Raw genomic sequence first — 26,077 nt, forward strand, 5'->3', positions numbered from 1 at the left:
TTACAAAATATTTGGCTGGATTGGCACTATTTGCTTAGGGTATTAATCAGGGGCACGTTTCACGCTGCAGGTTTCAGGCATGCGCCTCGCTATAGACACTGCCTTTCGGCTGACGAATGGTGGTGGAAAGCGCCAGCGAAATAATCAGCAGGGCGAATATCACGCAGAAGGTGACGTAGAAGCCCCCGAACAGCGAAGCGATGAGGGAACCGCAGATGCTGCCGATACCAAAACCCAGATAAATCACACCATAGTTTTTCGCCAGGTTGTTCAGACCGAAGAATTCACTGACCAGCGATGGGAAGACGGTGATGGTTCCGCCGAAGTTAAAAGCAACGCAGGCGATGGCGGCGAAAAAGGTCATGGCATTCAGCGGAGCGAACAGCAGCGCGGCCATCCCCACCAGCGACACCACCTGACCGATGGTGATCACGCGAATGCGGGAAATTTTATCGGACAGGATACCTAACACCAGGCGACCGCTAAGGTTAGCGATTGAGATAACCGTTACCGCATTGGCCGCCGTGGCGACATCCAGGTGGACCATTCCCTGCGCGATATCTTTCGCCACGCCAATCACATACAGACCACTCATGCAGGCCGTCAGGAACATCACCGCCAGCATCCAGTACTGCGGTTTACGCATCGATTCGGCGAGAGTGAAGTCGTTTTCCACGACGCCGTTGGCCGTGGTGGTCGCCGTATGATTTGGCGCATCTTTCATCAAGGTCGCGCCAAAGACGATCATCACCAGCACGATAGCGCCCCAGATAACGAAGGTTTTTTCCAGACCAACGGTGGCCAGCAGATGAGTATCAATGAATTTGAACCCCAGGCTGCCGAGGCCATAGGAACCAATGGAAAAGGCGGAGATCAGCCCTTTGCGTTCCGGGAACCACTTGACGCAGTTCGACAGGGTCAGCAGATAACCGGCCCCGTCCGCCAGCCCCACCAGCACGCCAGCGCTCAGCCACAGCATCATCAGGCTGCTGGAGTGGGCGGTCAGAAAGAAGCCCAGACCAAGCAGGATCCCGGAGGCCATGGTGACGCGCTTCACGCCAAAACGCTCCTGCAGCTTGCCGGCGACCGACGAAGAGAGCGCCAGCCCGAGGCTCAGCAGGCCAAAGGAGAAGGCGACCTGGCTGACCGGTTCGCCCAGTTTGTCAGACAGTGAACTGTTAAACAGGCTCCAGGTATAAACCGAACCGAGAGCGAATTGGGTGATGATGGTGCCGATAAGCGTAAGCCAGCGGGTCGATTGACGGTTTGCAGCGTTCATAGCAGTTGTCCTGATAAATTAACTGCCGCCACAATAGCGAAGGCCCCTCATCCAGTGGGGGAAAAAGGCATGAACTGCCATCAGCAGGGAATGAAATGCATTAATGGCGGAATGAATGACATTGCATGACATTCATTCCGCGAATTTCAGGGAAAAAGTTAGTGTGCGCTATCTCACAGAAATGCGCCATTACTGAGATTTAACAATAACCACATCGTTTCAAATGCGTAACAATCGTGGGTCAAAAGTTGGCGCTGACCCCCATCAGATAGAGCGTATTTTCCCCCGATGGGACGTTGTCCGCCTGTGACAGCGTGGCCCATGCCGCCACATGCGATCCCAGCGGCATATCGGCGCCCAGGGTGACATCACTCCAGCCGCCCTCTCTGGCGCGGGTGGTCGGCGACCAGGCATCGCTGGCGAGCGACTGGTTATAGCTCACCTGCGCCCAAGGGTGCACGCCCCACAGCGACTGATAATCCATACGCCAGCCGAGCGTGTTGACATATCCCGTCTCGCCCACGCTTTTCGTCGCCGGCGCGGTGTAGTCGCTGCGCAGGCTGGCCACCGGCCCGGAGGTCATGCCGTTTGCCAGCAGATAATTCCAGCCGACGCTCATCCCACGGCTGCTGTCCGGCGGCGCCAACCCCTGGTTTAACGCCAGTCCGCCCGGCGTTTCAGACGACTTCATCCGCTCGGCGAGGATATCTTCATAGCGTGGTTGGTGATCGCTATCCCATGTATAGCGTTCCGACGTATTACTTTTTGTATCGATAGCGATATATTCCTGTTGCCAGGCATTCGCTCCAGAGACACACGACACCCAGACGGATACGCACACCGGGAACAAGAACCCCCGGAGGCCATTGCATTTCTTTATTATCATTAATGCGACTCCAGAAAAGAGCCGAATCGGCATTATTGCTGTGTTTTTTTGGGGATACGATTTCCCTGTATTAACTATTATCTTTATCTTTCAGTCGTCAAGCCGGGGCGTCCACTTTTTTAGCGCAGAGGGAGAAATAGCTATGCAGCGTTGCGGATGGGTGAGTCAGGATCCGTTATATATCGAGTATCACGATACCGAATGGGGTGTCGCGCAAAAAGCATCCCAGCGGCTGTTTGAAATGATCTGCCTTGAGGGTCAGCAGGCCGGGTTATCATGGATCACGGTGTTAAAAAAACGGCAAAACTATCGCCAGGCTTTTCACCAGTTCGATCCGGTGCGGGTGGCGGCGATGGGGGATGAAGATGTCGAGCGGCTGCTGCAGGATGCCGGGATTATCCGCCATCGGGGAAAAATCCAGGCCATCATCGGCAACGCCCGGGCGTATCTGGCGATGGAGGAAAATGGCGAGTCGTTCACTGATTTTGTCTGGTCCTTCGTCGACAATGCGCCCCAGGTCACCCGCGCGGCGACGCTGGCGGAGATCCCGACCACGACGCCGGCCTCAGATGCGCTGTCTAAAGCGTTGAAAAAACGGGGTTTTAAGTTTGTCGGTTCGACAATCTGTTACTCTTTTATGCAGGCCTGCGGGCTGGTCAACGACCATGTCACCGGCTGCTTCTGTCACCCTGGAGGTCAGGATGATCCGCAAGTGGGACGCTAAAGATAACCTGCCGCTGCTGGACCTGTGGCTGGAAAGTACGATTCATGCCCATCCCTTTATCAGCGAAAGCTACTGGCGCGACAGCGTCGCGGTGGTACGGGATGTCTATCTTCCCGCCGCCAGCACCTGGGTCTGGGAGCACGGCGGGGAGCTAAAAGGCTTTGTCAGCGTGCTGGAGTCCCGTTTCGTCGGCGCGCTGTTCGTCGCGCCGGACGCTATTCGCCAGGGCATTGGCCGGGCGCTGCTGGATGAAGTCAAGCAGCACTACGCCTGGCTTAGCCTTGAGGTTTATCAGAAAAACGAATCAGCGGTCAGTTTCTACCATGCGCAAGGCTTCCGCATTGAAGATTGCGCATGGCAGGACGATACTCAGCACCCCACCTGGATTATGCGTTGGCCGGCGGATCAAATGCCGTAAGCGGCAGCGCCGGGCCGGTATATTTCTCCAGCCACGCCAGGGCGGTGTTACCGGCGCAGCCGTTGCCCAGGCGGGATGTTGGGATATCTTTAGTTAAGACGTTCACCGCCCCGTTTTTGCAGATGCCCGCCACCGGATCCAGGTCGGGCCACGCTCCTTCATGCAGGCATATCACCCCCGGGCGGATCCCCTCCGTCACCACCGCGCCGGCCAGCACCTGACCGCGGGCGTTCCACACCCGCACCAGATCGCCATCGGCAATCCCCCGCGCCCGGGCATCCTGCGGATGAATAGTCAACGGTTCGCGTCCGGCAACGGCATAGCGTTCGCGCAGCGCGGAGTAGTTCAGTTGACTGTGCAGCCGGTGGGCCGGATGGGCCGACAGCAGCTGCAGCTGCCCCGCCTCGGCGTTGCCATGCCACTCGTCGGGCTCCAGCCACATTGGGTGCGGCGGGCAGTCGGTGTAGCCAAAGGCGGCGATGGTCGGCGAGTGGATCTCAATTTTACCGCTCGCCGTTTTCAGCGGGTTGGCCTGGGGATCGTCGCGGAAGGCGGCAAAGCGGATGAAACGGGCATTCTCCGGCTCCTCCGGCATCTCAATCAGCTGGTTAGCCTGCCAGAATTCGGCAAACGGCGGCAGCGTCACCTGCTGCTGGGCGCCGCGCCGGGCGGCCATCTGATAGAAGGTCTCCAGCCACTGCAGATCGCTCTTCCCTTCGGTAAAGCGCTCGCGGCCGCCCGCCTCCCAGCGTTCGCTGAGGTCGGCAAAGACCGCGAAATCATCGCGCGCTTCACCCTGCGGGGCGACCACCTGCTTCATCGGCACCAGATGCTGATTGCTGTAGTCCCCGGTCATCGTCAGATCGTTGCGCTCAAACGAGGTGGTCGCCGGCAGGACGATATCGGCATGACGCGCGGCGGCGGTCCAAAAGCATTCGGAGATGACGATAAGCTCTGGTTTCTGCCAGGCCTGAATCAGGCGGTTGGTATCCTGATGATGGGTAAAGTTGGCGCCGCCGGCCCACCAGATAAAGCGAATATCGGGGAAGCGCCGCGCCATGCCGTTGTGCTGATACTCCGCCCCCGGGTTCTCCAGCGCCTCGACAATCCGCGCGACCGGGATCTTCTCCACGGCGTCCACGCCTCCGGCCACGCTCCCCTGCATCGAGCCCAGCACCGCCGCGCGGCGGGTCGGATTGCCGCCGTTGGCGAAATGGTAGGAAAGACCAAACCCGCCCCCCGGGGTGCCAATCTGCCCCAGCATCGCAGCCAGGGTGACCAGCATCCAGTGTTTCTGCTCGCCATACTGCTGGCGCTGCATGCCCCAGCCAGACATCAGCATAGTGGTGTTTTCGTGGAAAAGTTTCGCCAGTTCGCGGATCTTATCCGCTGCGACGCCGCAGATAGCCGCCGCCCAGTCGGCGGTTTTCGCCACGCCGTCGCTTTCGCCGGTCAGATAGCGGGCAAAAATCTCGTAGCCGCTGGCGCAGCGGGCAAGAAACTCGTCGTCCTGCCAGCCATTCTCCACCAGCGTATGGGCGATACCCAGCATCAGCGCGACGTCGGTGCCCATATGCGGCGCGATCCACTCCATCGAATCGCCAAAGAAATCGACAGTTTCCGATCGCATCGGATCGATGCAGATCAGGCGTTTTCCGCTCTGGCGCAGCCGGTCGAACCACGGGATACCCTGCTCGTCGGAGGCGTTCCAGGCAATTTTCAGCGTATTCAGCGGGTTGGCGCTCCACAGCACCACTACCTCGCTGTATTCCAGCACCAGCGGCCAGCTGGTCTGCTGCTGATATACCTCATTGCCGCCCACGACGTAAGGCATGATCGCCTGCGCCGCGCCGGTGGAGTAATCCCCGAGATGGCCGGTGTAGCCGCCCGCCAGGCTCATATAGCGCTGCAGCAGGGTGGCCGCCTTATGCAGGACGCCGTTAGAACGCCAGCCGTAGGAGCCGGCAAAAATAGAGGCCGGTCCGTAGCTTTCGCGGATCCGACGATGCTGGGCATCGATCAGATCCAGCGCCTGCTCCCAGCTCACCCGCACAAATTCATCCTGACCGCGGACCCCCTGGGGCTTGTCCGGAGAGGCAAGGAAACCTTTGCGCACCATCGGGTAGCGCACGCGGGTTTTACTGTGCACCTGGTCGCGCACCGCCGTTTGCAGCGAGTTGGCAAACGGTGTCGCCAGCGCGCCGCGGGAGGAGAGGACGTTTTCCCCGTCCGTTTCCACCAGCATCGGTCCCCAATGGGCGGCGGTTAAAATGGTTTTGGTTGCAGATGAGGTTGGCAAGGGCAGCTCCTGGTCAGCGAAAGCAGGTGTGGTGACGGTGCGATCGGCGCCGTTCAATGTTATTTACAAAATGAGATGGTGTTTGGGGAATTTTCTACGTATTCGCGCGTCATAATCAACCGTCACGTTCGCTGTGACAAAGAATAAAAAGGATTAAGGACATTAAATGAAAAAACGCGTACTTATGATTGCGGCGCTGGTCAGCGGCACCCTGGCGATTTCTGGCTGCACCACCAACCCCTATACCGGTGAGCGTGAAGCAGGTAAATCCGGTATTGGCGCAGGTATTGGCTCCTTAGTGGGCGCTGGCGTCGGCGCGCTCTCCTCTTCCAAACATGACCGCGGCAAAGGCGCGCTGATTGGCGCAGCGGCAGGCGCGGCGCTGGGCGGCGGCATAGGCTACTACATGGACGTGCAGGAAGCGAAGCTGCGCGACAAAATGCAGGGAACCGGGGTCAGCGTGACGCGAAATGGTGACAATATCGTGCTGAACATGCCGAATAACGTCACTTTCGACAGCAACAGCGCCAACCTGAAACCGGCCGGCGCCAACACCCTGACCGGCGTGGCCATGGTGCTGAAAGAGTATGAGAAAACCGCCGTTAACGTCGTCGGCTACACCGACAGCACCGGCAGTAAGGATCTGAATATGCGTCTGTCGCAGCAGCGTGCTGACAGCGTCGCCAGCGCACTGATCACCCAGGGCGTGGCGGCCAACCGCATTCGCACCACCGGCATGGGGCCGGCGAACCCGATCGCCAGCAACAGCACGGCGGAAGGTAAGGCGCAGAACCGTCGCGTGGAAATCACCCTCAGCCCGCTGCAATAAGCGCATCCTCATGTTGCCCGGCAGCGCCTCTGCCGGGCAAAATGCTTGATATCGCTATTTTTCGCGCTAAGGTGTTGGCAGATTTTCAGCAAAGGAAGCCATCATGGCGAAAGCGGCGCGTGCAACCATTAGCGATGTGGCGAAAGCCGCAAAGACCGGCAAAACCAGCATTTCACGGTATCTTAACGGCGAGAAGCACCTGCTTTCCGACGATCTGTTATCACGTATTGAAAAAGCCATTGCCGAACTCGACTACCGCCCCAGCCTGATGGCCCGCGGCCTCAAGCACGGCCGCACCCGCCTCATCGGCCTGATCATCGCCGATATCACCAACCCCTATTCGGTCAATGTCATGAGCGGCATTGAAGCGGCCTGCCGGGAAAAGGGCTTTACCCTGCTGGTGTGTAACACCAATAACGAGCTTGACCAGGAGCTGCACTATCTCGACCTGCTGCGCAGCTATCAGGTGGAAGGCATCGTCGTCAACGCGGTCGGCATGCGGGAGGATGGCCTGAACCGCCTGCAGCAGTCGGCCCTGCCGATGGTGCTGATTGACCGTAAAATCCCCGATTTCGCCTGCGATGTGGTCGGACTTGATAACGCTCAGGCCGCCACCACCGCCACCGAACACCTGGTGGAGAAAGGCTTTGAGGCCATCCTGTTTCTCAGCGAACCGCTGGGCTCGGTCAATACCCGCCGCGAGCGCCTGAGCGCCTTTCGCGCCACGCTCGCCCGCCACCACGGCGTGGTGGCCGAAAACGCCGAAGTACAGCTCAACGACGGCGCGATGATGGACAACGTCCTGCGCCAGTTCCACGCCCGCCACCGCGGGATGCGCAAAGCGGTGATCTCCGCCAACGGCGCGCTGACGCTGCAGGTGGCCCGCGCCCTGAAGCGCGTCGGCCTGATCTGGGGCAGCGATATCGGCCTGCTGGGCTTCGACGAACTGGAGTGGGCGGAGCTGGCCGGCGTCGGCATCACCACCCTCAAACAGCCGACGTGGCAGATCGGCTACGCGGCGGTGGAACAGGTGATTCGGCGCATTGCCGGCACTAACGACCCCATCTGCGAGCGGGTCTTTTCCGGCGAGCTTATCGTCCGCGGATCAACCTCCCGTTAACGATCCTTCGTGATGCCGATCATAAATTAAACATCTCGCCCTTTCTTATGGAACCGATACCATATAGCGTAATAAGGAGATTAAGCAACAAACGCCGGGAGTAAGAGCGCGATGGCCAGAAAAATTATTGTCGTTACCGCTGCCTATGGTAATGACCATGTTAAATCCTTAGGCGGCCAGGCCGCCGTCCTGCCGTTTATCGCCGACGCCGGCGCGGACGGCGTCGAAATCCGCCGCGAGCTGTTCAGCGCCGAAGAGCTCAACGCCCTACCGGCGCAGGCAGCCGCCATCGAGCGCCACGGCCTGCTGGCTTGCTACTCCGCGCCCCAGGCGCTGTTCGCCGACAACGGCGAGCTTAACCCGCATCTCCCGACGCTCCTCGCGGAAGCGCAGACCCTTAACGCCCTGTGGCTGAAGCTCTCCCTTGGCCATTTCCGCCACAACCAGCAGCTCGACGAGCTGCGCCATATCCTCAGCGACAGCGGCATGGCGCTGGTGGTGGAGAATGACCAGACCGACTGCGGCCAGCTGGCGCCGATGCAGCGCTTCAAAGCCGCCTGCCGGGTCCATCAGCTGCCGATCACCTTAACGTTTGATATGGGCAACTGGCTGTGGGTCGGCGATTCGCCGGAAGAGGCAGCCCGCCATCTTGCGCCGGCGGTCAGCTATATTCATGTGAAAGCGGCGGAGCCACATCAGGAGAAATTCCGCGCTGTGCCGCCGGATCAGGCCGCCGACCGCTGGCTGGCCCTGCTCGATAATCTTCCCGCCGACGCGCCGCGTGGAATCGAGTTTCCGCTGACTGGCCATGACCTGACGGCCGTGACCCGCCGCTACGTCAACCTGTTACGCGAGGAATAAGCCGTGGAAAATTTAGATGTCATCACCATCGGCGAAGCTATGGCCATGTTTGTCGCCACCGAAACCGGCGATCTGGCCGAGGTGGAGCATTTTATGAAACGTGTCGCCGGCGCCGAGCTGAACGTCGCCACCGGTCTGGCGCGCCTGGGTCTGAAGGTCGGCTGGGTCAGCCGCGTCGGTAACGATAGCTTTGGCCGCTTCGTACTGCAATCGCTGGCGAAAGAGGGGATCGATAGCCATGCTGTCGCCATTGACAACCGCTTCGCTACCGGTTTCCAGATGAAATCGAAAGTCGAAAATGGAACCGATCCCATTGTGGAGTATTTCCGCAAAGGTTCTGCCGCCAGCCATCTGTCGCCTGACGATTTTCGCGCCGACTACTTCACCAGCGCCCGTCATTTGCACCTGAGCGGCGTGGCCGCCGCGCTCTCTGAAAGCTCATATGCGCTGCTGGAGCATGCGGCGAAGGTCATGAAAGCCGAGGGCAAAACCCTCTCTTTCGATCCCAATCTGCGTCCGGTGCTGTGGAAAAGCGAAGCCGAGATGGTGGAGAAACTCAACCGTCTCGCCTTCCAGGCTGACTGGGTTTTGCCAGGCTTAAAAGAGGGCGTGATTCTCACCGGCCAGCAGACTCCGGAGGGGATCGCCGATTTCTATCTCTCGCGCGGCGTCAAGGCGGTGGTCATTAAAACTGGCTGCGACGGCGCCTGGTTCAAGAGCGCCAACGGCGAACAGGGAACGGTTGATGCCATTAAAGTCGAAAACGTCGTCGATACCGTCGGCGCCGGCGACGGCTTTGCCGTCGGGGTGATTAGCGCCCTGCTGGAAGGCAAAACCCTGCGTCAGGCGGTGAACCGCGGCAATAAAATCGGTTCGCTGGCGATTCAGGTCCAGGGCGACAGCGAGGGGCTGCCCACCCGCGACGCGCTGGGCGAATAACATTTATACGCAACAATAACAGCCGTCCTGTACCCTACCTGCAGCGCGGCACAGCAGCGTCCGTTTCGACGGACGTATGTCACCTCATTGACAGAGGCAAGCCTATGAATAGCTCAACAAATGCAACGAAACGCTGGTGGTACATCATGCCTATCGTGTTTATCACGTATAGCCTGGCGTACCTCGACCGCGCCAACTTCAGCTTCGCCTCCGCGGCAGGCATTACCGAAGACCTGGGCATCACCAAAGGGATCTCTTCCCTGCTGGGGGCGCTGTTCTTCCTTGGCTACTTCTTCTTTCAGATCCCCGGCGCTATTTATGCAGAGCGCCGCAGCGTTCGCAAACTGATCTTTATCTGCCTGATCCTGTGGGGCGGCTGCGCCTCCCTGACCGGGATTGTGCATAATATCCCGGCGCTGGCGGCCATTCGCTTTATTCTCGGCGTCGTCGAAGCGGCGGTGATGCCGGCGATGCTGATCTATATCAGCAACTGGTTCACCAAATCCGAGCGCTCGCGGGCCAATACCTTCCTGATCCTCGGCAACCCGGTGACGGTCCTGTGGATGTCGGTGGTCTCCGGCTACCTGATTCAGGCCTTCGGCTGGCGGGAAATGTTTATCATCGAAGGGGTGCCGGCGGTGATCTGGGCCTTCTGTTGGTGGGTGCTGGTGAAAGATAAACCGTCGCAGGTATCCTGGCTGGCGGAGAGTGAAAAAGCCGCGCTGCAGGAACAATTGGATCGTGAGCAGCAGGGCATCAAAGCGGTGCGTAACTATGGCGAGGCCTTCCGCTCCCGCAACGTGATCCTGCTCTGCGCCCAGTACTTTGCCTGGAGCATCGGCGTGTACGGCTTTGTACTGTGGCTGCCGTCGATTATCCGCAGCGGCGGCGAAAATATGGGGATGGTGGAAGTGGGCTGGCTCTCCTCGGTCCCATACCTGGCGGCGACTATCGCCATGATCGTGGTCTCCTGGGCTTCCGATAAAATGCAGAACCGTAAGCTGTTCGTCTGGCCGCTGCTGCTGATTGGCGGACTGGCCTTCATCGGCTCCTGGGCGGTCGGCGCCAACCACTTCTGGGTCTCTTACACCTTGCTGGTAGTGGCTGGTGCGGCAATGTATGCGCCTTACGGCCCCTTCTTCGCCATTATTCCGGAAATGCTGCCACGCAACGTCGCCGGTGGCGCCATGGCGCTGATCAACAGCATGGGCGCCCTGGGATCCTTCTGCGGCTCGTGGTTTGTCGGCTACCTGAACGGTGCCACCGGCAGCCCAGCAGCTTCCTATATTTTTATGGGGGTGGCGCTTTTCGCCTCAGTATGGCTGACTTTGATTGTTAAGCCTGCTAATAATCAAAACCTTCCACTTGGCGCTCATCACGCCTGAACGACTCACACTACGGAGATTCGCATGAAGCCGTCTGTCATTCTCTATAAAACGCTTCCCGACGACCTGCTACAGCGTCTGGAGGAGCACTTTTCCGTCACTCAGGTGAAAAACCTGCGGCCGGAGACCGTTTCGCAGCACGCTGAGGCCTTTGCCCAGGCTGAAGGCCTGCTGGGCTCCAGCGAAAAGGTTGACGCCGCGCTGCTGGAGAAGATGCCGAAGCTGCGTGCGACCTCCACCGTATCCGTTGGTTATGACAACTTCGACGTCGAGGCGCTGAACGCCCGCCGGGTGCTGCTGATGCATACCCCGACCGTGCTGACCGAAACCGTCGCCGACACGATCATGGCGCTGGTGCTGAGCACCGCCCGCCGGGTGGTGGAAGTGGCGGAGCGCGTTAAAGCGGGCGAATGGACGAAGAGCATTGGGCCAGACTGGTTCGGTACCGACGTACACCATAAAACCTTAGGTATCGTCGGCATGGGCCGCATCGGCATGGCGCTGGCGCAGCGTGCCCACTTCGGGTTCGGCATGCCGATCCTGTATAACGCGCGCCGCCAGCATCCGCAGGCGGAGGAACGTTTCAACGCACGCTATTGCGATCTTGATACCCTGCTGCAGGAAGCCGATTTTGTCTGCCTGATCCTGCCCCTGAGCGAAGAGACCCATCATCTGTTCGGCCAGGCGCAGTTCGCCAAAATGAAATCTTCCGCCATCTTTATTAACGCCGGGCGCGGCCCGGTGGTCGACGAGCAGGCGCTGATCGCCGCCCTGCAGGCGGGTGACATTCACGCTGCCGGCCTTGATGTCTTCGAGCACGAGCCGCTGGCTAAAGATTCGCCGCTGCTGAGCCTGCCGAACGTCGTCGCGCTGCCGCATATCGGCTCCGCCACCCATGAGACGCGCTACAACATGGCGGCCTGCGCGGTGGATAACCTGATCGACGCCCTGAACGGCAAGGTCGAAAAAAACTGCGTCAATCCGCAGGTAAAATAAGCCATAAAAAAACCCGGGTAGCGGCGGCCATCGCCCTCCCCGGGTTCTTTTTTGCATTCTGTCCGTTATCCAGCCCGTTCGCCGCAGCTCACGTCAGCCAGACAGGGCATTAGCGGGTCGCGTTCACCGCCGCCGTCCATGCCTGATTAAACACCTGATGCTGCGCCGCCAGCGGCCCAATCAGCGCATTGTACTGACTAGCCTGCTGGGAAGTCGGGAATTGAATGCCGTTGGCCACAAAGCTCACCTGGGTTCCCTGCTGGGCGACAAAATCCCCCACCTGAACCAGCTGCTGGGTAAAGATCTGCGCGGCCGGGATCAGCGGCTGCAGCGCGTCGGCTGGCGCCGTCACCACCTTGGCGTAAACCTGATCGAAGACCGGCTTGAGATCGTCCGCCTGCTTCAGCGCGCCATGCGCGGCATCGGCCTGCATTTTGGCATTCTGCAGCTGCTGGCTGAGCACGCCCAGCGCGCCGTTCGCCTGACGCAGCGGCTCGCGCTGGGTCATATAGTCCTGCGGAACGCGGATCGCATTGACGCTGTCCACTACCGGGCGCAGACCAGCGTCCATCGCCTGGCTCACCTGCTGCGAGTAGCCGTAGATCACCGCGTAGTCAGAGACAAACGGCCCAAACTGTTTTTTCTGATCGGCGGTCAGCGTCGGCAGTCGTTCACCGCTACGCATCGCCGTATTCTGCAGGAAGTCGATAAACGCTTTGCGCTGATCGCCTTCTTTATCAAAACACCCACTCAGGCTAACCACCATTAATAAGGCCGCCATAGCCGCAAACCAGCGAGAGCAGGACTTTCCTGTCGCCATTTTTTTACTCCTTTCAGCCAAAAAAAGCGCACAAAGACACACACGTGCCAGACGCTGACAAGGATAGTCCAGCTCGGCCTCGCAGGATACCCTTTACTGCTAATCTTACGCAGGAAAAACGCCATTCCGCACGCCGCTGCCGTCGCCTGGCGCGTCTGTTATGCGCATCACAAATATGCGCTTCAAATTAGACCGATGAATATCAATTAACTGATTGTTATTTTTGAAATTTATAATCCACTGCCCAACGCCGCGCCCTGAAGCGGACGATAATCGCACGCTTTGGCGCCCACCCGGATTGCCTGGTCAGCGCTTCAATGATTTGATAAATGAGCGATTAACGGCGATGCGTTCGATTATCGCACAAATCAATCTCAACGACGCGAAGGCGACGATAATAACAAACCTCTGTCCCTCGCTCAGTCTGCCAGGAAAGCCGTATGACTAAGACAACCATCGACATTCAGGCCTTTATCAACGAGCACCCCTTCACCCGCTACCAGTGGATGATCCTCGCGCTCTGCTTCATCACCGTCGCGATGGACGGGTTCGACACCGCGATCATCGGATTCATCGCCTCCGACCTGGTCCAGGAATGGGGCGTGGAAAAATCAGCCCTCGGCCCGGTGATGAGCGCCGCGCTGGTTGGCCTGGCGGTCGGCGCGTTAACCGCGGGACCACTGGCTGACCGTATCGGCCGCAAGAAAGTGCTGATTATGTCGATCGTGGTGTTCGGAGGATTCAGCCTGCTCACCGCCTTTGCCACCAGCCTTAACCAGCTGACGCTGCTGCGCTTCCTGACCGGCCTGGGCCTCGGCGCGGCGATGCCCAATGCCGCGACGCTAATGAGCGAATATGCGCCGGAGCGCCGTCGGGCGCTGCTGGTGAACCTGATGTTTGTCGGCTTTCCGATGGGCTCGTCGCTGGGCGGCTTTTTATCCGCCTGGATGATCCCGCACTATGGCTGGCAGAGCGTGCTGGTGCTGGGCGGCGTGATGCCTCTCCTGCTGGCGGTAGCATTAATTTTCCTGCTGCCGGAGTCCGCCCGCTATCTGGTGGTGAAGCGTCAGCCGGCGCAGCGCATTGCCGCCATCCTGCGGCGTATCGCGCCGCTGCCGGAGACGGTGGAGTTTGAGCTGCACGAAGCAGGCCAGGTGAAAGAGAAGTCGGCCATAGGCGTCATTTTCTCCCCACGCTACGCGGTGGGCACCGTGATGCTGTGCCTGACCTACTTTATGGGCCTGCTGATTTTCTATCTACTGACCAGCTGGCTGCCGCTGCTAATCCGCGAGACCGGCGCATCGATGAGTCAGGCCTCTATTATCACCGCATTGTTCCCACTCGGCGGTGGAATTGGCGTGCTGATCCTCGGCGCTCTGATGGACAAGATCAATCCCAATAAGGTGGTGGCCGTCGGCTGGCTGCTGACCGGCGTTTTCGTCTGTCTGGTGGGCTTCTCTACCAGCAGCCTGGCGCTGATGGGGGTGATGGTGTTTATCGCCGGCAGTATTATGAACGGCGCGCAGTCGTCGATGCCGGCGCTGGCGGCAGGCTTCTACCCGACACAAGGGCGCGCCACCGGCGTGGCCTGGATGCTGGGCATTGGCCGCTTCGGCGGGATCCTTGGCGCGTTCAGCGGCGCCTTCCTGATGCAAGCCCAGCTCTCGTTTGAGACCATTTTCACCCTGCTGGCTATCCCGGCATTCCTGTCAGCCATCGCGCTGCTGATTAAATATCGGGTCAGTAAATCAGCGCCGGCGGCGACAGAGGACGCGAGAGGTCTGCAGAAAGCCTGATCGACAAGCCGGCGTCCCGCGCCGGCTTTGCCGCTTTTTTCTTATCCGTTTACAAAAATTTTCGAAGCCACTCCATCGTATTAGTAATCATGCTCTTAGGCACCGCTGCCGTTCGGCTATTGGGGCTGATTCGATAACCTGCTGGCAAATAATCACGGGCGTTACCATCCTTGATGCTTTTTTCTGACTATTCTTAAAGAGCTTTAGAAAAATCTCTTCCGCTGTGTGATAAAAGGAGTTCTCAATGGAATATAAAGATCCCGTGTTTGAACTGCTGAGCAGCCTGGAACACATCGTTTTTAAGGACGATAATCAGACACTTACCTCAAACCGTAAGTCCACTGTGTTTAGTGAATTTGAACAGCTGCGTAAAGGCACTGGACTTAAGATTGACGACTTCGCCAACGCCATGGGCGTGAGCGTCGCTATGGTAAGAGAGTGGGAATCGAGACGGGTAAGACCGTCCCCCACTGAGCTAAAATTAATGCGCCTGATTCAGGCCAACCCGCAGCTTTCAAGGCAGTTACTCGATTAATCCCGAGCGCAGCGGTAAGGGCCAGCAAGGGAGCTTTTACCGCTGCACCGTAAAAAAAGTTTGCTATCAGGTGCTGAACGTGCGTTAATGCTCGCAGGTTTGATGTACAGACCACAGAGCAGTCGAATAGAGCAGTCCTTCTAAGGTTATCCAAAGATACCCCCGTAGTGAACTTTCCCTTTATCGCTTTAAATCTGTAGTCCAGACCGCTACGCCGCAAGGCTCACTTATTTTTTTAAAGGTAATTCACTATGTCCGGTAAAATGACTGGTATCGTAAAATGGTTCAACGCTGACAAAGGCTTCGGCTTCATCACTCCTGACGATGGCTCTAAAGACGTGTTCGTACACTTCTCTGCTATCCAGAACGATGGCTACAAATCCCTGGATGAAGGTCAGAAAGTCTCCTTCACCATCGAAAGCGGCGCTAAAGGCCCGGCAGCTGGCAACGTAACTTCTCTGTAAGTTCAAGCCGCTAAGAATCAAGAATCCCTGCCTGATGGCGGGGATTTTTTTTATCTGTCGCCAACAGCCGCCAGCATACGATGGCGGCTGTTGGGCATTCAGAGCCGGGTATAGCGCCAGCCCGTTTCCTCCCATGCCAGACTATGGGTCAGCCTCAGACCTTGTAAAAACGCCTCATCATGCGACACCACCAGCATCGCGCCGGGAAACGCCGCCAGCGCGCTTTCAATAGCCTGCGTCGATGCTAAATCGAGATGGTTGGTCGGCTCATCCAACAACAGCAGCTGGGCAGGCTCGCGTCGCCAGAGCACGCACGCCAGGGCCGCTTTCAGGCGTTCGCCGCCGCTGAGCGCCGACAGCGGCAGAGTGACCTTATCCGCGCCCAGCTGCAGCTGCGCCAGGCGGGTGCGCAGGAGGCCCTCATCCAGCGGGGTATCTTCCAGGCTCAGGTGCGCCATGACCGACAGGGATAAATCCAGCTGCGTCAGATGTTGATCGAGGTAAGCGGCGCTCACCGACAGCCGGACATCGCCTGAGGCGGCCTGCTCCAGCCCCAGCAGCGTTTTCAGCAAAGTGGTTTTGCCACAGCCGTTCGGCCCCCGCAGCGCGATGCGCATCGGACCATCCACGCGCCAGTCCAGCGGCGCAGCCGGTGCATGGTCGAGCTGTAATGACTCCACCACCAGCACCTGCTTGCCGGCGACCACTTCGCTGCCCGGCAGGGTGAACATCACCGGCGTATCCTCTTCCACCCGCTCTCGCGCCTGCTGCACGGCGCCATTCAGACTGCTGTTCTGTTCACGATGCTGACGGCGCAGCGTTCCCGGACGCTCTTTTGCCGCGCCTTTGTACTTCACACGTTCAAAAGAGGCGATATTCAGGGTATCAACGGTACGCAGCGTCTGCGCCGAGCGCCGCTGGGCGGCGTCATGCTCCTTTTGCATTCGCGCGCGGGTGCGCCGTCGTTCGGTCACAGCATGCTCCAGCGCCGCGCGTGCGGCCTGCTGCTCTGCCTCACGCTGCCGCTGATATTCAGCATAGTTGCCGCCGTAGCTGCGCAGCGCCGTCGGCGTCAGCTCAATAATCCTCGGCATCCGCGTCAGCAGCTCGCGGTCGTGGCTGGCGATCAGCGCCCCGCCCTGCCAGCTTTCCAGCTGGTGATAGAGCCACTCCCGCCCCTGGCGGTCCAGATGGTTGGTAGGCTCATCCAGCAGCAGATAATCGGCGCCGGAGACAAAGGCGCCGCACAGCAGAGCCTTCATCCGCTCGCCGCCGCTGAGTGAAAAAGCGGGGCGATCGGCAGAGAACGGCGGGAGATCGGCTTCACGGAAAGCTAAACTCAGGCGATCGGTGAGATCCCAGTGGCCATCCAATAGCTCGAAATCGTCGGCCAGTCCATTACCCTGTTCAAGGCGGAACAAGGCGTCAAATATCGGCGCATAGCCGAGCAGCGCGGCGAGGGTGGTCTCCGGCGTGAGCGTCGGCTGCTGCGCCACCCAGGCCACGGCGGCGGCGCGCTCGACATGGCCGCCGGCAGGAGACTCAAAGCCCGCCAGCAGGCGCAGCAGGCGCGTCTTGCCGACGCCGTTCCGGCCGACCAGACCGCAAAGGGACGGTTCCAGCGAGACGCTGAGCGGACCAAACAGGGTCTGTCCCGTCGCAAACTGACAGGTGACCTGATGTAAAACAAAAGCGGGGATGTGGGCGCAATGAGCCATAAGCACTCCTGAATGAAATCAATACTCCCCTACCCGCAACGTCTGCGAGGTAAGGCGTGAAATTCATCAGTCGTGTTTGTTCATTTGTGGGGCGCGCTCCGGTGAGACGAGGGATTCGTCGGGACATAGGATAGCCACACTCCGCTATGAATTTCAAGCCCGTTTAATTCAACGGCCGTGTAAAAATAAAAAGGCCTCCTGATATCAGGAGGCAAAGGATTTATTTGGTGAACAATGAAAGGGTGCATTGAGAATGCCTGACACCGCAAGCATGGTGGGGATAGATCCCCACCAGATGCTCTTACTGTTTAATATCACAGGCTAAGAATGCCACCAGCTCAATATTTCCCTGCCTGATCTGTAATTCACATAGCGAATCACGAACCATCCAGGTCAATAATAAAATAGTGAAGCAAATCACTACTAAGCCAAACAACAGATACTTTTGCGGCATTCCTCGCCTCCCGTGTTGATTTTCAACAAGTAAGAGGCTACTCTTATGGTGTTCATGCATAGGGGAGCCTCACTTTGATTACTATCAGGTGGGGCTTTTCTCTGTCTGCCTCCCGCTGAATACCTGAGACACACAGTCTCAAGCACCCGCCGCCATTCTAGCGTAAATACCTCGCGGAATTATGTTTATATATTCCTAAACATTTCTTATCGATGAATGAAAATAATGAAGATATCAATGACAGAATTATTAGCGGTTCACCTATTTATATTTCACGTATAAAAAAACCTGCCCTGAGGCAGGTCTTTTATTATTTCCGATACGCTTACTGCAGCAGAGAAATATCCGCTACCTGCAGGAACAGCTCGCGCAGTTTGGACAGCAGCGTCAGACGGTTGATGCGAACATCTTTGTCTTCAGCGTTAACCATCACGTTCTCGAAGAACTCATCCACCGGCTCGCGCAGGGCGGCCAGCTCAATCAGCGCATCCTGATAGCGGCCTGCGGCGAAGTACGGCTGCAGCTTGTCGCGCAGCACCACCAGATTGCCCGCCAGCTTAATTTCCGCCGCTTCTTTCAGCACCGAAGCGTGAACGATGTCGTTCAGCGTTTCGTCGGATTTCGCCAGGATGTTGGAGACACGCTTGTTCGCCGCCGCCAGCGCGGAGGACTCTTCCAGAGTACGGAAGTGCGATACCGCCTTCATACGCGCATCGAAATCCGCCGGGCGGGTTGGACGACGCGCCAGTACCGCCTGGATAGTGTCGACACCGTAGCCTTCGTCCTGATACCAGGCGCGGAAACGGCCCAGCATAAAGTCGATCACGTCATCGACCACGTTGGCGTTGGTCAGCTTCTCACCGTACAGACGCACCGCCTCTTCAGTCAGCGTTTGCAGATCGAGATTCAGGTTCTTCTCGACGATAATACGCAGGACGCCCAGCGCGGCGCGGCGCAGCGCAAACGGGTCTTTATCGCCTTTCGGGTGCTGGCCGATACCGAAGATACCCGCCAGGGTGTCCATCTTATCGGCAATCGCCACCGCGCAGGCCACCGGGTTAGACGGCAGCGCGTCGCCGGCAAAGCGCGGCTGATACTGTTCGTTCAGCGCCACGGCCACATCTTCCGCTTCGCCATCATGGCGCGCGTAGTGCATCCCCATCACGCCCTGGGTGTCGGTGAACTCGAAGACCATGTTGGTCATCAGGTCGCACTTGGACAGCAGGCCCGCGCGGGTCGCGTGGTTCACGTCAGCGCCAATCTGCTCGGCAATCCAGCCCGCCAGCGCCTGAATGCGATCGGTCTTGTCGCGCAACGTCCCCAGCTGCTGCTGGAACAGCACGGTTTCCAGACGCGGCAGGTTGTCTTCCAGACGTTTTTTACGGTCGGTGTTGAAGAAGAACTCGGCATCGGCCAGACGCGGACGGACTACCTTCTCGTTACCGGAGATGATCTGCTGCGGATCTTTCGACTCGATGTTAGCGACGAAGATAAAGTTCGGCAGCAGCTTACCGGCGTTGTCGTAGACAGGGAAGTACTTCTGGTCGCCCTTCATGGTGTAAACCAGCGCTTCAGACGGCACCGCGAGGAATTTTTCTTCGAACTTCGCCGTCAGTACCACCGGCCATTCCACCAGCGAGGTGACTTCTTCCAACAGGCTTTCGCTCAGATCGGCTTTACCGCCAATCTTACGCGCCGCCTCTTCCGCATCGGCTTTGATTTTGGCTTTACGCTGTTCGTAATCGGCGATGACTTTACCGCGCTCCAGCAGGATCTGCGGATACTGGTCGGCATGGTCGATGGTGAATTCCGGCTCGCCCATAAAGCGATGGCCGCGGATCACGCGATCGGACGGAATACCGAGGATAGTAGCCGGGATCACTTTGTCACCCAGCAGCAGCGTGACGGTGTGAACCGGGCGCACGAAGTGGACGTCAGACGCGCCCCAGCGCATCAGTTTCGGGATCGGCAGCTTCGCCAGCGAGCTGGCAATCATGTTCGGCAGCAGGGCTTCAGTGCTTTCGCCCTTCACATGGGCGCGATACAGCAGCCACTCGCCTTTGTCCGTGGTCAGACGTTCGGCCTGATCGACGGTGATACCGCAGCCGCGCGCCCAGCCTTCGGCCGCTTTGCTTGGCTTGCCTTCGGCATCGAACGCCTGGGCAACGGCCGGGCCGCGTTTTTCCACTTCGCGATCGGCCTGCGCCGCCGCCAGGTTGGCTACCTTCAGCGCCAGACGTCGCGGAGCGGCAAACCATTCCACTTTACCGTGCGCGAGGCCGGCGTTATCCAGCTCTGCGGTCACGTTCGCAGCAAAAGATTCCGCCAGGCTGCGCAGCGCTTTTGGTGGCAGCTCTTCAGTGCCGATTTCCACCAGAAAAGTATTCTCAGACATGGCCGCCTCTTATTTATTCTTGTTGCACATCGGGAAGCCGAGCGCTTCACGGGAAGCGTAGTACGCTTCCGCCACTGCTTTCGTCAGGGTGCGAATGCGCAGGATATAGCGCTGACGCTCGGTGACGGAGATGGCTTTACGCGCATCCAGCAGGTTGAAGCTGTGAGCCGCTTTCAGAATACGCTCGTAGGCCGGCAGCGGCAGCGGGGTCTCCAGCGCCAGCAGCTGCTGGGCCTCTTTCTCATACTGCTCGAAGCAGGAGAAGAGGAAATCGACGTCGGCGTATTCGAAGTTATAGGTGGACTGCTCCACTTCGTTCTGGTGGAACACGTCGCCGTAGGTGGTTTTCCCCAGCGGGCCGTCGCTCCAGACCAGGTCGTAGACGCTGTCGACGCCCTGGATGTACATCGCCAGACGCTCCAGACCGTAGGTGATCTCGCCGGTCACCGGCTTACACTCCAGGCCGCCCACCTGCTGGAAGTAGGTGAACTGCGTCACTTCCATGCCGTTGAGCCACACTTCCCAACCCAGACCCCAGGCTCCCAGCGTCGGGTTTTCCCAGTTGTCTTCGACGAAGCGAATGTCGTGAATGGTCGGGTCCATACCCAGCTCTTTCAGCGACCCGAGGTACAGCTCCTGGATGTTGTCCGGAGAAGGCTTAATCACCACCTGGAACTGATAGTAATGCTGTAAACGGTTCGGGTTTTCGCCATAGCGGCCATCGGTTGGACGACGGGAAGGCTGTACGTAGGCGGTCGCCATCGGCTCCGGCCCTAACGCGCGCAGGCAGGTCATCGGGTGAGAGGTGCCGGCGCCGACTTCCATGTCCAGTGGTTGAACAATGGTGCAGCCCTGACGAGCCCAGTAATCCTGTAAGGTCAGGATCAGGCCCTGGAAGGTCCTGGTATCAAACTTTTGCATATGATTTCGTGCTGGATACGTGTGGATTTAAAGGAAGGAGTCAGTATACCCGCTGGCTGCGAGATATACAGCACGAAACGGCGTAGTTTCAGGAAAACGGACGAAATTTACGCCAGGCGGGGTCGATTCAGCGCATCGAAAGATGCATAAACTGGCCGTCCGGGTCAAAGGAACAGATGAAACGTTCATTCTTGCCGGTACGGCCCGAAAGCTCATAGCTTGCCTGGAATTGTTCAAAATGGTTCACGTCAACTAACTGCGTTTGCGTGTTATAGCGGATAGCGGCCTGGTCCTTGCAAAGCTGCGCCATATTGAGCGTGGTTTGCGGGGTAATACGCGCGCGCTGCGCTTTTTGCGCCGGCGGGGAAACGGTCTCGCTGCAGCCCGCAAGGAGCAGCACCAGCATTATGGAAACGACACCTTTCACCACGTTCTCCTCCACCGCCTTGTTAGCAAGTTGTTATCGTAAATATTCAGTATTACAGGTATTTTGCGAATATCATGAAACATCGACAAGCCTGTGACCAAAAACTCAGACTAATCTCGTGCGACACCGGGGCATAAGGCGGGTCAGACCTTATTTCGCCAGTAGACTTTGAGGGACGGATGCAAGAAAAGATTCACTGGATCACCAACCTGCGCGGCATTGCCTGCATGATGGTGGTGATGATCCACAGTACCAGCTGGTATATCACTCATCCGCATGCGATTACGCTGCTGCAATGGGATATCGCCAATCTGCTCAATTCCGCCTCCCGCGTCAGCGTGCCGCTGTTTTTTATGATCTCGGGCTACCTCTTTTTTGGGGAACGCAGCGCCCAGCCGCGCCACTTCTGGCGGATTGGCCTGTGCATTGCGTTCTATAGCGCGCTTTCTCTGCTGTATATCGCGCTGTTTACCCATATCAACGTCGAGCTGTCGTTAAAGAATGTGCTGCAGAAGCCTGTCTTCTACCACCTGTGGTTTTTCTTTGCTATCACCGTTATCTATCTGCTCTCGCCGCTTATTCAGGTTAAGTCCGTCAGCGGCAAAATGCTGCTGACGCTGATGGCGATCCTCGGCATTCTGGCCAACCCCAATATGGTCGGCGTCAAAGCCGCCGGGATTGAGTGGTTGCCGGTCAACCTCTATATCAATGGCGACACCTTTTATTACGTGCTCTACGGCGTGCTGGGCAGGGCCATTGGCACCCTGAACACGGATAAAAAATGGCTGACCCCGCTCTGCGCCGCGCTGTTCCTCGCCGCCGTGTGGGTCATCTCCCGCGGCACGCTGCATGAGCTGCGCTGGCGCGGGGACTTCGGCGACACCTGGTATCTCTACTGCGGACCGGCGGTGTTCGTTTGCGCGGTCACCCTGCTGACGCTCGCCAAAAACTGGCTTAACGCGCGTCCCCTGCCCGGTATCGAATGTATTGCGCGTCATTCTCTGGGGATTTACGGCTTCCATGCCCTGATTGTACATGCGCTGCGCGCCAGCCATCTGGAACTGAGCCGCTGGCCGCTGCTGGATATTGTGTGGATTTTCAGCGCCGCCCTGCTCGGCAGTCTGCTGCTGTCCGGCCTGGTGCAGCGGGTTGATCGCCGCCGGCTGGTCAGCTAACGGCCCGGCGCACCGGACAACCGGGCGCCTATTCCGTTTTTTGCACCGCGCGGGCGACGCGGGCCCGTTCGGGGGTCGCAGATGCGCCGTATAAGCAGACAAACCACGCCGCGATATAGACGGCTTTTTCATACCAGTCTGCCGGCACATGCCAGGCGCCCACCAGCAGCAGGCCCGCCGACAGCAGCAACACCAGCCGGCATAACGCGATAAATCCGTCGTCTTGCCCCTGCCACCGTCTGGCGCGCTGATGGGCGAGGACGGCAAACATCCCCATCACCAGTACGCCAAGAAAATAACCTTTACCGCTAAACAGCGGGCAGGTCCGCCAGATACCCAGCAGATAAACCAGCGACCCTGCTGCCATCATCCCTCTGGCAATACTGCGTTTTATATTCATCGCTCCTCCCTGTCGACACGCGCTGATTATGACCGAACCGCCCGGCGATGGCGCAGGCCAGGTGCAGCAAAGCTGACATTTCGGAATTAATAAATACGTGTTTTGGATGAATGCAGACTGGACATTCAGGGGAGTAATCCGCCCGGCGCTGCCGGACGGACTGAGGCTATGACATCAGCGGTTTCAGCTGCTGATAAATCTGGCGGAAGGTTTCCCGCTGCGGCGCATAGTGGGCCACTCGGCGATCGTCCGGGCGATGCGCTTGCTCAAGCGGCAGCGGCGTCAACAGCCCGGCGCGGTCGGCTTCGCCGTGCACCGCCAGCTGCGCCAGCCTGGCCGCCCCCAGCGCCGGGCCGACGTCGCCCCCGGTACGGTAATCGAGCTGCTGGCCGCTGATATCCGCCAGCATTTGTCGCCAGTAAGCGCTACGCGCCCCGCCGCCGATAAGGGTGATGCTCTGCGGTTTGATGCCGCAGGCGTGTACCACGTCCATACCGTCCGCCAGCGCATAGCCCACCCCCTCCAGTACTGCCCGCGCCAGCTCTGCCGGCCCATGCTGATGCGTCAGGCCGAAGAAGACGCCCTTGGCCTGCGGGTTGTTGTGCGGCGTGCGTTCGCCCGACAGATAGGGCAGGAACCACACCGGACCGGCGCTCTCGTCGGCTGACTGTGCCGCCGCAATCAGCGCCGGCACGCTGGCGAGACCGGTTAATTTCGCCGCCCAGTCCAGACAGGAGGCCGCGCTGAGCATCACCGACATCAAATGCCAGCGGCCCGGTAGCGCATGACAAAAGCTATGCACCGCGCTTTCAGGCTTGCTGAGGAATCCTTCGCTGACCGCGAAATACACACCTGAAGTGCCCAGCGACAGCATCGCCTGACCGGCATCGGCCATGCCAACCCCGACCGCGCCAGCGGCGTTGTCGCCGCCGCCCCCCACCACCAGCGCCTGTGGCATATTCCACGCCTGCGCCACCTCCGGGCGCAGCTGCCCGGTGACGTCGCTGCCTTCAAACAGGGCCGGCATCGCGTCCCGGCTGAGATCGCAGGCGGCGAGCATCTCATCGCTCCAGTCGCGTCGGGCGACGTCCATCCACAGGGTACCGGCGGCGTCAGACATATCGCTGGCAAGCTCGCCGGTCATCCGCAGACGCAGATAATCCTTCGGCAGCAGCACTTTATCGACCTGGCTGAACACCGCCGCCTCGTGGCGCTGCACCCACAAGAGCTTCGGCGCCGTAAAGCCCGGCATCATCAGGTTGCCGGTGATCTGCCGGGAAGCGCTGACTTTTTCCTCCAGCAGCTGGCACTCTTCGCCGCAGCGGCCGTCATTCCATAAAATGGCAGGACGCAGCACCTGTAACGATTTATCCAGCAGGGTGGCGCCGTGCATCTGCCCGGCGATCCCCAGCGCCTTCACGTCGCGCAGACTATGCTGCGCGCCCAGGGCTTTCATCGCCGTGTCCGTCGCCTGCCACCACTGCTCGGGATCTTGTTCCGACCACAGCGGATGCGGACGCGAGACGGTAAGCTTTTCGGTATGCGATGCCACCACATCACCCTGCTCATTGAGCAGAATGGCTTTGACGCCCGATGTCCCCAGATCGATGCCGATATACATACTCCCTCTCCTTAAACGCGCGCCACGGCTGAGCGTGGCGCGAACAGAGCATCCTGGTGGCGACCCCGGTCACGCCGGGCGCCGCCGCATGATTACTTGTCAAACAGATAATGGTTGACCAGGTTTTCCAGTTGTTCCTGCTGGCCGCTGCGATGCTGCGGCGCCAGCTGATGCTGAACGGCATACTGGGCAATGTCGCTGAGGGTCATCTGCCCGTTCAGGATCTGCTGCCCCAGCTCGCCGTTCCAGCCGGCGTAGCGTTTGGCCACGCGTTTATCCAGCTCACCGTCCTCGATCATCCGCGCCGCGACCTTCAGCGACAGCGCCATGGTATCCATCGCGCCGATATGGCCATAGAACAGATCGTATTTGTCGGTGCTCTGACGGCGCACTTTCGCATCAAAATTGAGGCCGCCGGTGGTGAAGCCGCCCGCTTTGAGAATTTCATACATCACCAGCGCGTTCTCTTCGACGCTGTTCGGGAACTGGTCGGTATCCCAGCCCAGCTGCGGATCGCCGCGGTTGGCGTCGACGGAACCGAACAGCCCCAGCGCGATGGCCGTCGCGATCTCATGATGGAACGAGTGGCCGGCGAGGGTCGCATGGTTGGCTTCAATGTTCAGTTTAATCTCTTTTTCCAGGCCAAACTGCTTGAGGAAGCCGTAAACGGTAGAGGCATCATAATCATACTGATGCTTGGTAGGCTCCTGCGGTTTGGGCTCGATCAGCAGCGTGCCTTTAAAGCCGATTTTGTGCTTATGCTCCACCACCAGCTGCATAAAGCGGCCAATCTGTTCACGCTCCTGGCGCAGGTCGGTATTCAGCAGGGTTTCATAGCCCTCGCGACCGCCCCACAGAACATAGTTTTCGCCGCCCAGCTGATGGGTGGCATTCATGGCGGTGACCACCTGGGTGGCCGCCCAGCTGAACACTTCCGGGTCCGGGTTGGTGGCCGCGCCAGCGCCGTAGCGCGGGTTGGTGAAGCAGTTTGCGGTCCCCCACAGAAGCTTGACGCCGCTCTGCTGCTGCTTCTCCGCCAGTACCTCGACCATCCGGGCGAAGTTATTGCTGTACTCCTTGAGCGAACTCCCTTCCGGCGAGACGTCAACGTCGTGGAAGCAGTAGTAAGGCACGTTGAGTTTATGGAAAAATTCGAACGCCACATCGGCTTTGCGTTTGGCCATCTCCAGGGCGTCGCCAGGCTGCTGCCATGGGCGATCGAAGGAGCCCACGCCAAACATATCGGCGCCATTCCAGCAGAAAGTGTGCCAGTAACAGGCCGCAAAACGCAGATGATCTTCCATCCGTTTGCCCAGCACCAGTTCATCCGGGTTGTAATGACGGAAAGCCAGCGGGTTAGTGGATTTCGGGCCTTCGTAACGAACGCGATCGAGTTGATCGAAATAGGTCTGCATAGAGAACTCCATATTCAGAGATGCGGCGAATAACCAATCAGGTACCCTAAATAATTCGAGTTGCAGGAAGGCGGCAGGAGCGCGAGTCCCCGATAACCAGGGGGCGAAGCAACGAATGTCACCAACACACCTACAACTTGAAGTATGACGGGTTTAAGCCAATATAGAATTTCGCTTTCATTTTCCTCAATTACGTTATT

Annotated in this window: 24 protein-coding genes; 12 read left to right on the forward strand and 12 right to left on the reverse strand. The window is 58.8% G+C overall.

Going from position 1 to position 26,077, the window contains the following annotated elements; all coding sequences use genetic code 11:
* Window positions 1-73 precede the first annotated feature (73 nt).
* Together MKS11_RS21325 and MKS11_RS21330 are read right to left on the reverse strand one after the other, a co-directional pair.
* Window positions 74-1,279, reverse strand: coding sequence for an MFS transporter (locus MKS11_RS21325; RefSeq protein WP_004204995.1), 1,206 nt, complete (start codon window positions 1,277-1,279; stop codon window positions 74-76).
* Between the two features lie 241 nt (window positions 1,280-1,520).
* Window positions 1,521-2,102: an autotransporter outer membrane beta-barrel domain-containing protein gene (locus MKS11_RS21330; protein ID WP_072140522.1), complete on the reverse strand. Its 582-nt coding sequence runs from the start codon at window positions 2,100-2,102 to the stop codon at window positions 1,521-1,523.
* 205 nt (window positions 2,103-2,307) lie between these two features.
* Between MKS11_RS21330 and tag the strand changes: the two genes are divergently transcribed.
* On the forward strand, window positions 2,308-2,889 hold the full coding sequence (gene tag / locus MKS11_RS21335; RefSeq protein WP_004204998.1) for a DNA-3-methyladenine glycosylase I: 582 nt from the start codon (window positions 2,308-2,310) through the stop codon (window positions 2,887-2,889).
* Window positions 2,867-3,307, forward strand: coding sequence for an N-acetyltransferase (locus tag MKS11_RS21340; RefSeq protein WP_087771087.1), 441 nt, complete (start codon window positions 2,867-2,869; stop codon window positions 3,305-3,307). The genes tag and MKS11_RS21340 overlap by 23 nt, the downstream gene beginning before the upstream one ends.
* Here MKS11_RS21340 and MKS11_RS21345 read toward each other — a convergent pair.
* Window positions 3,276-5,606, reverse strand: a complete 2,331-nt coding sequence (locus MKS11_RS21345) for a molybdopterin guanine dinucleotide-containing S/N-oxide reductase (protein WP_048326017.1) — start codon at window positions 5,604-5,606, stop codon at window positions 3,276-3,278. The genes MKS11_RS21340 and MKS11_RS21345 overlap by 32 nt on opposite strands.
* 166 nt (window positions 5,607-5,772) lie before the next feature.
* Here MKS11_RS21345 and MKS11_RS21350 point away from each other — a divergent pair, with 166 nt between their 5' ends.
* From MKS11_RS21350 to ghrB, 6 genes are all read left to right on the forward strand, one after another.
* The gene (locus MKS11_RS21350; protein ID WP_002921917.1) at window positions 5,773-6,435 is read left to right on the forward strand and encodes an OmpA family lipoprotein; all 663 of its coding nucleotides are present in this window, start codon (window positions 5,773-5,775) and stop codon (window positions 6,433-6,435) included.
* 103 nt (window positions 6,436-6,538) lie between these two features.
* A complete protein-coding gene (locus tag MKS11_RS21355) occupies window positions 6,539-7,555 on the forward strand; it encodes a LacI family DNA-binding transcriptional regulator (RefSeq protein ID WP_004205002.1) in 1,017 nt (338 codons plus the stop codon).
* Between the two features lie 111 nt (window positions 7,556-7,666).
* Complete coding sequence (locus MKS11_RS21360; RefSeq protein WP_087771086.1) at window positions 7,667-8,416, forward strand: sugar phosphate isomerase/epimerase; 750 nt, start codon at window positions 7,667-7,669, stop codon at window positions 8,414-8,416.
* Between the two features lie 3 nt (window positions 8,417-8,419).
* Window positions 8,420-9,355, forward strand: a complete 936-nt coding sequence (locus MKS11_RS21365; protein WP_032456719.1) for a sugar kinase — start codon at window positions 8,420-8,422, stop codon at window positions 9,353-9,355.
* Between the two features lie 104 nt (window positions 9,356-9,459).
* A complete protein-coding gene (locus MKS11_RS21370) occupies window positions 9,460-10,740 on the forward strand; it encodes an MFS transporter (RefSeq protein ID WP_004205006.1) in 1,281 nt (426 codons plus the stop codon).
* A gap of 24 nt (window positions 10,741-10,764) precedes the next feature.
* A complete protein-coding gene (gene ghrB, locus MKS11_RS21375) occupies window positions 10,765-11,736 on the forward strand; it encodes a glyoxylate/hydroxypyruvate reductase GhrB (protein ID WP_017900020.1) in 972 nt (323 codons plus the stop codon).
* A 109-nt stretch (window positions 11,737-11,845) separates the two neighbouring features.
* Here ghrB and MKS11_RS21380 read toward each other — a convergent pair whose 3' ends face one another.
* On the reverse strand, window positions 11,846-12,556 hold the full coding sequence (locus MKS11_RS21380; RefSeq protein ID WP_087771085.1) for a DUF3053 domain-containing protein: 711 nt from the start codon (window positions 12,554-12,556) through the stop codon (window positions 11,846-11,848).
* A gap of 440 nt (window positions 12,557-12,996) precedes the next feature.
* On the opposite strand from MKS11_RS21380, the gene MKS11_RS21385 reads away from it, so the two are divergent.
* The 3 genes from MKS11_RS21385 to cspA all read left to right on the forward strand — a co-directional run bounded on the left by MKS11_RS21385 (window position 12,997) and on the right by cspA (window position 15,351).
* Window positions 12,997-14,352 carry an MFS transporter gene (locus MKS11_RS21385; protein ID WP_017900021.1) on the forward strand — a complete coding sequence of 452 codons (1,356 nt, stop codon included), beginning with the start codon at window positions 12,997-12,999 and terminating at the stop codon, window positions 14,350-14,352.
* Window positions 14,353-14,596: 244 nt separating this feature from the next.
* Window positions 14,597-14,887 carry an HTH-type transcriptional regulator gene (locus MKS11_RS21390; protein WP_004205010.1) on the forward strand — a complete coding sequence of 97 codons (291 nt, stop codon included), beginning with the start codon at window positions 14,597-14,599 and terminating at the stop codon, window positions 14,885-14,887.
* Window positions 14,888-15,138: 251 nt separating this feature from the next.
* Window positions 15,139-15,351 (forward strand): RNA chaperone/antiterminator CspA, encoded by a 213-nt coding sequence (gene cspA, locus MKS11_RS21395; RefSeq protein ID WP_000014594.1) that lies wholly within the window; start codon window positions 15,139-15,141, stop codon window positions 15,349-15,351.
* Between the two features lie 98 nt (window positions 15,352-15,449).
* Here cspA and MKS11_RS21400 read toward each other — a convergent pair whose 3' ends face one another.
* The 5 genes from MKS11_RS21400 to MKS11_RS21420 form a co-directional block, all read right to left on the reverse strand.
* A complete protein-coding gene (locus tag MKS11_RS21400) occupies window positions 15,450-17,069 on the reverse strand; it encodes an ATP-binding cassette domain-containing protein (RefSeq protein ID WP_087771084.1) in 1,620 nt (539 codons plus the stop codon).
* 301 nt (window positions 17,070-17,370) lie between these two features.
* Entirely contained in the window at window positions 17,371-17,523 is a 153-nt protein-coding gene (hokA, locus tag MKS11_RS21405; protein ID WP_004205012.1) for a type I toxin-antitoxin system toxin HokA, read from the reverse strand.
* A 325-nt stretch (window positions 17,524-17,848) separates the two neighbouring features.
* Window positions 17,849-19,918, reverse strand: coding sequence for a glycine--tRNA ligase subunit beta (gene glyS / locus MKS11_RS21410; RefSeq protein WP_004205013.1), 2,070 nt, complete (start codon window positions 19,916-19,918; stop codon window positions 17,849-17,851).
* A 9-nt stretch (window positions 19,919-19,927) separates the two neighbouring features.
* Window positions 19,928-20,839 carry a glycine--tRNA ligase subunit alpha gene (glyQ, locus tag MKS11_RS21415; RefSeq protein WP_004205014.1) on the reverse strand — a complete coding sequence of 304 codons (912 nt, stop codon included), beginning with the start codon at window positions 20,837-20,839 and terminating at the stop codon, window positions 19,928-19,930.
* A gap of 127 nt (window positions 20,840-20,966) precedes the next feature.
* A complete protein-coding gene (locus MKS11_RS21420) occupies window positions 20,967-21,266 on the reverse strand; it encodes a YsaB family lipoprotein (RefSeq protein ID WP_025999219.1) in 300 nt (99 codons plus the stop codon).
* Between the two features lie 179 nt (window positions 21,267-21,445).
* Between MKS11_RS21420 and MKS11_RS21425 the strand changes: the two genes are divergently transcribed.
* Window positions 21,446-22,441, forward strand: a complete 996-nt coding sequence (locus tag MKS11_RS21425) for an acyltransferase (protein WP_004205016.1) — start codon at window positions 21,446-21,448, stop codon at window positions 22,439-22,441.
* A gap of 28 nt (window positions 22,442-22,469) precedes the next feature.
* Here MKS11_RS21425 and yiaB read toward each other — a convergent pair whose 3' ends face one another.
* From yiaB to xylA, 3 genes are all read right to left on the reverse strand, one after another.
* Window positions 22,470-22,841, reverse strand: a complete 372-nt coding sequence (gene yiaB / locus MKS11_RS21430; protein ID WP_004205017.1) for an inner membrane protein YiaB — start codon at window positions 22,839-22,841, stop codon at window positions 22,470-22,472.
* A 166-nt stretch (window positions 22,842-23,007) separates the two neighbouring features.
* Window positions 23,008-24,462, reverse strand: coding sequence for a xylulokinase (xylB, locus tag MKS11_RS21435; RefSeq protein ID WP_004205018.1), 1,455 nt, complete (start codon window positions 24,460-24,462; stop codon window positions 23,008-23,010).
* Between the two features lie 92 nt (window positions 24,463-24,554).
* Window positions 24,555-25,877: a xylose isomerase gene (gene xylA / locus MKS11_RS21440; RefSeq protein ID WP_004205019.1), complete on the reverse strand. Its 1,323-nt coding sequence runs from the start codon at window positions 25,875-25,877 to the stop codon at window positions 24,555-24,557.
* Between the last annotated feature and the right edge of the window lie 200 nt (window positions 25,878-26,077).

The sequence above is a fragment of the Klebsiella sp. K5-45 genome (assembly GCF_030128605.1).
Classification (GTDB): domain Bacteria; phylum Pseudomonadota; class Gammaproteobacteria; order Enterobacterales; family Enterobacteriaceae; genus Klebsiella; species Klebsiella quasipneumoniae.

Bases quoted from the DNA above. Each gene is read 5' to 3' on its own strand.
- MKS11_RS21325 (WP_004204995.1), bottom strand. From the start codon at position 1,279: ATGAACGCTGCAAACCGTCAATCGACCCGCTGGCTTACGCTTATCGGC.
- tag (WP_004204998.1), top strand. From the start codon at position 2,308: ATGCAGCGTTGCGGATGGGTGAGTCAGGATCCGTTATATATCGAGTAT.
- MKS11_RS21340 (WP_087771087.1), top strand. From the start codon at position 2,867: ATGATCCGCAAGTGGGACGCTAAAGATAACCTGCCGCTGCTGGACCTG.
- MKS11_RS21350 (WP_002921917.1), top strand. From the start codon at position 5,773: ATGAAAAAACGCGTACTTATGATTGCGGCGCTGGTCAGCGGCACCCTG.
- MKS11_RS21355 (WP_004205002.1), top strand. From the start codon at position 6,539: ATGGCGAAAGCGGCGCGTGCAACCATTAGCGATGTGGCGAAAGCCGCA.
- MKS11_RS21360 (WP_087771086.1), top strand. From the start codon at position 7,667: ATGGCCAGAAAAATTATTGTCGTTACCGCTGCCTATGGTAATGACCAT.
- MKS11_RS21370 (WP_004205006.1), top strand. From the start codon at position 9,460: ATGAATAGCTCAACAAATGCAACGAAACGCTGGTGGTACATCATGCCT.
- ghrB (WP_017900020.1), top strand. From the start codon at position 10,765: ATGAAGCCGTCTGTCATTCTCTATAAAACGCTTCCCGACGACCTGCTA.
- MKS11_RS21380 (WP_087771085.1), bottom strand. From the start codon at position 12,556: ATGGCGACAGGAAAGTCCTGCTCTCGCTGGTTTGCGGCTATGGCGGCC.
- MKS11_RS21385 (WP_017900021.1), top strand. From the start codon at position 12,997: ATGACTAAGACAACCATCGACATTCAGGCCTTTATCAACGAGCACCCC.
- MKS11_RS21390 (WP_004205010.1), top strand. From the start codon at position 14,597: ATGGAATATAAAGATCCCGTGTTTGAACTGCTGAGCAGCCTGGAACAC.
- cspA (WP_000014594.1), top strand. From the start codon at position 15,139: ATGTCCGGTAAAATGACTGGTATCGTAAAATGGTTCAACGCTGACAAA.
- MKS11_RS21400 (WP_087771084.1), bottom strand. From the start codon at position 17,069: ATGGCTCATTGCGCCCACATCCCCGCTTTTGTTTTACATCAGGTCACC.
- hokA (WP_004205012.1), bottom strand. From the start codon at position 17,523: ATGCCGCAAAAGTATCTGTTGTTTGGCTTAGTAGTGATTTGCTTCACT.
- glyS (WP_004205013.1), bottom strand. From the start codon at position 19,918: ATGTCTGAGAATACTTTTCTGGTGGAAATCGGCACTGAAGAGCTGCCA.
- glyQ (WP_004205014.1), bottom strand. From the start codon at position 20,839: ATGCAAAAGTTTGATACCAGGACCTTCCAGGGCCTGATCCTGACCTTA.
- MKS11_RS21425 (WP_004205016.1), top strand. From the start codon at position 21,446: ATGCAAGAAAAGATTCACTGGATCACCAACCTGCGCGGCATTGCCTGC.
- yiaB (WP_004205017.1), bottom strand. From the start codon at position 22,841: ATGAATATAAAACGCAGTATTGCCAGAGGGATGATGGCAGCAGGGTCG.
- xylB (WP_004205018.1), bottom strand. From the start codon at position 24,462: ATGTATATCGGCATCGATCTGGGGACATCGGGCGTCAAAGCCATTCTG.
- xylA (WP_004205019.1), bottom strand. From the start codon at position 25,877: ATGCAGACCTATTTCGATCAACTCGATCGCGTTCGTTACGAAGGCCCG.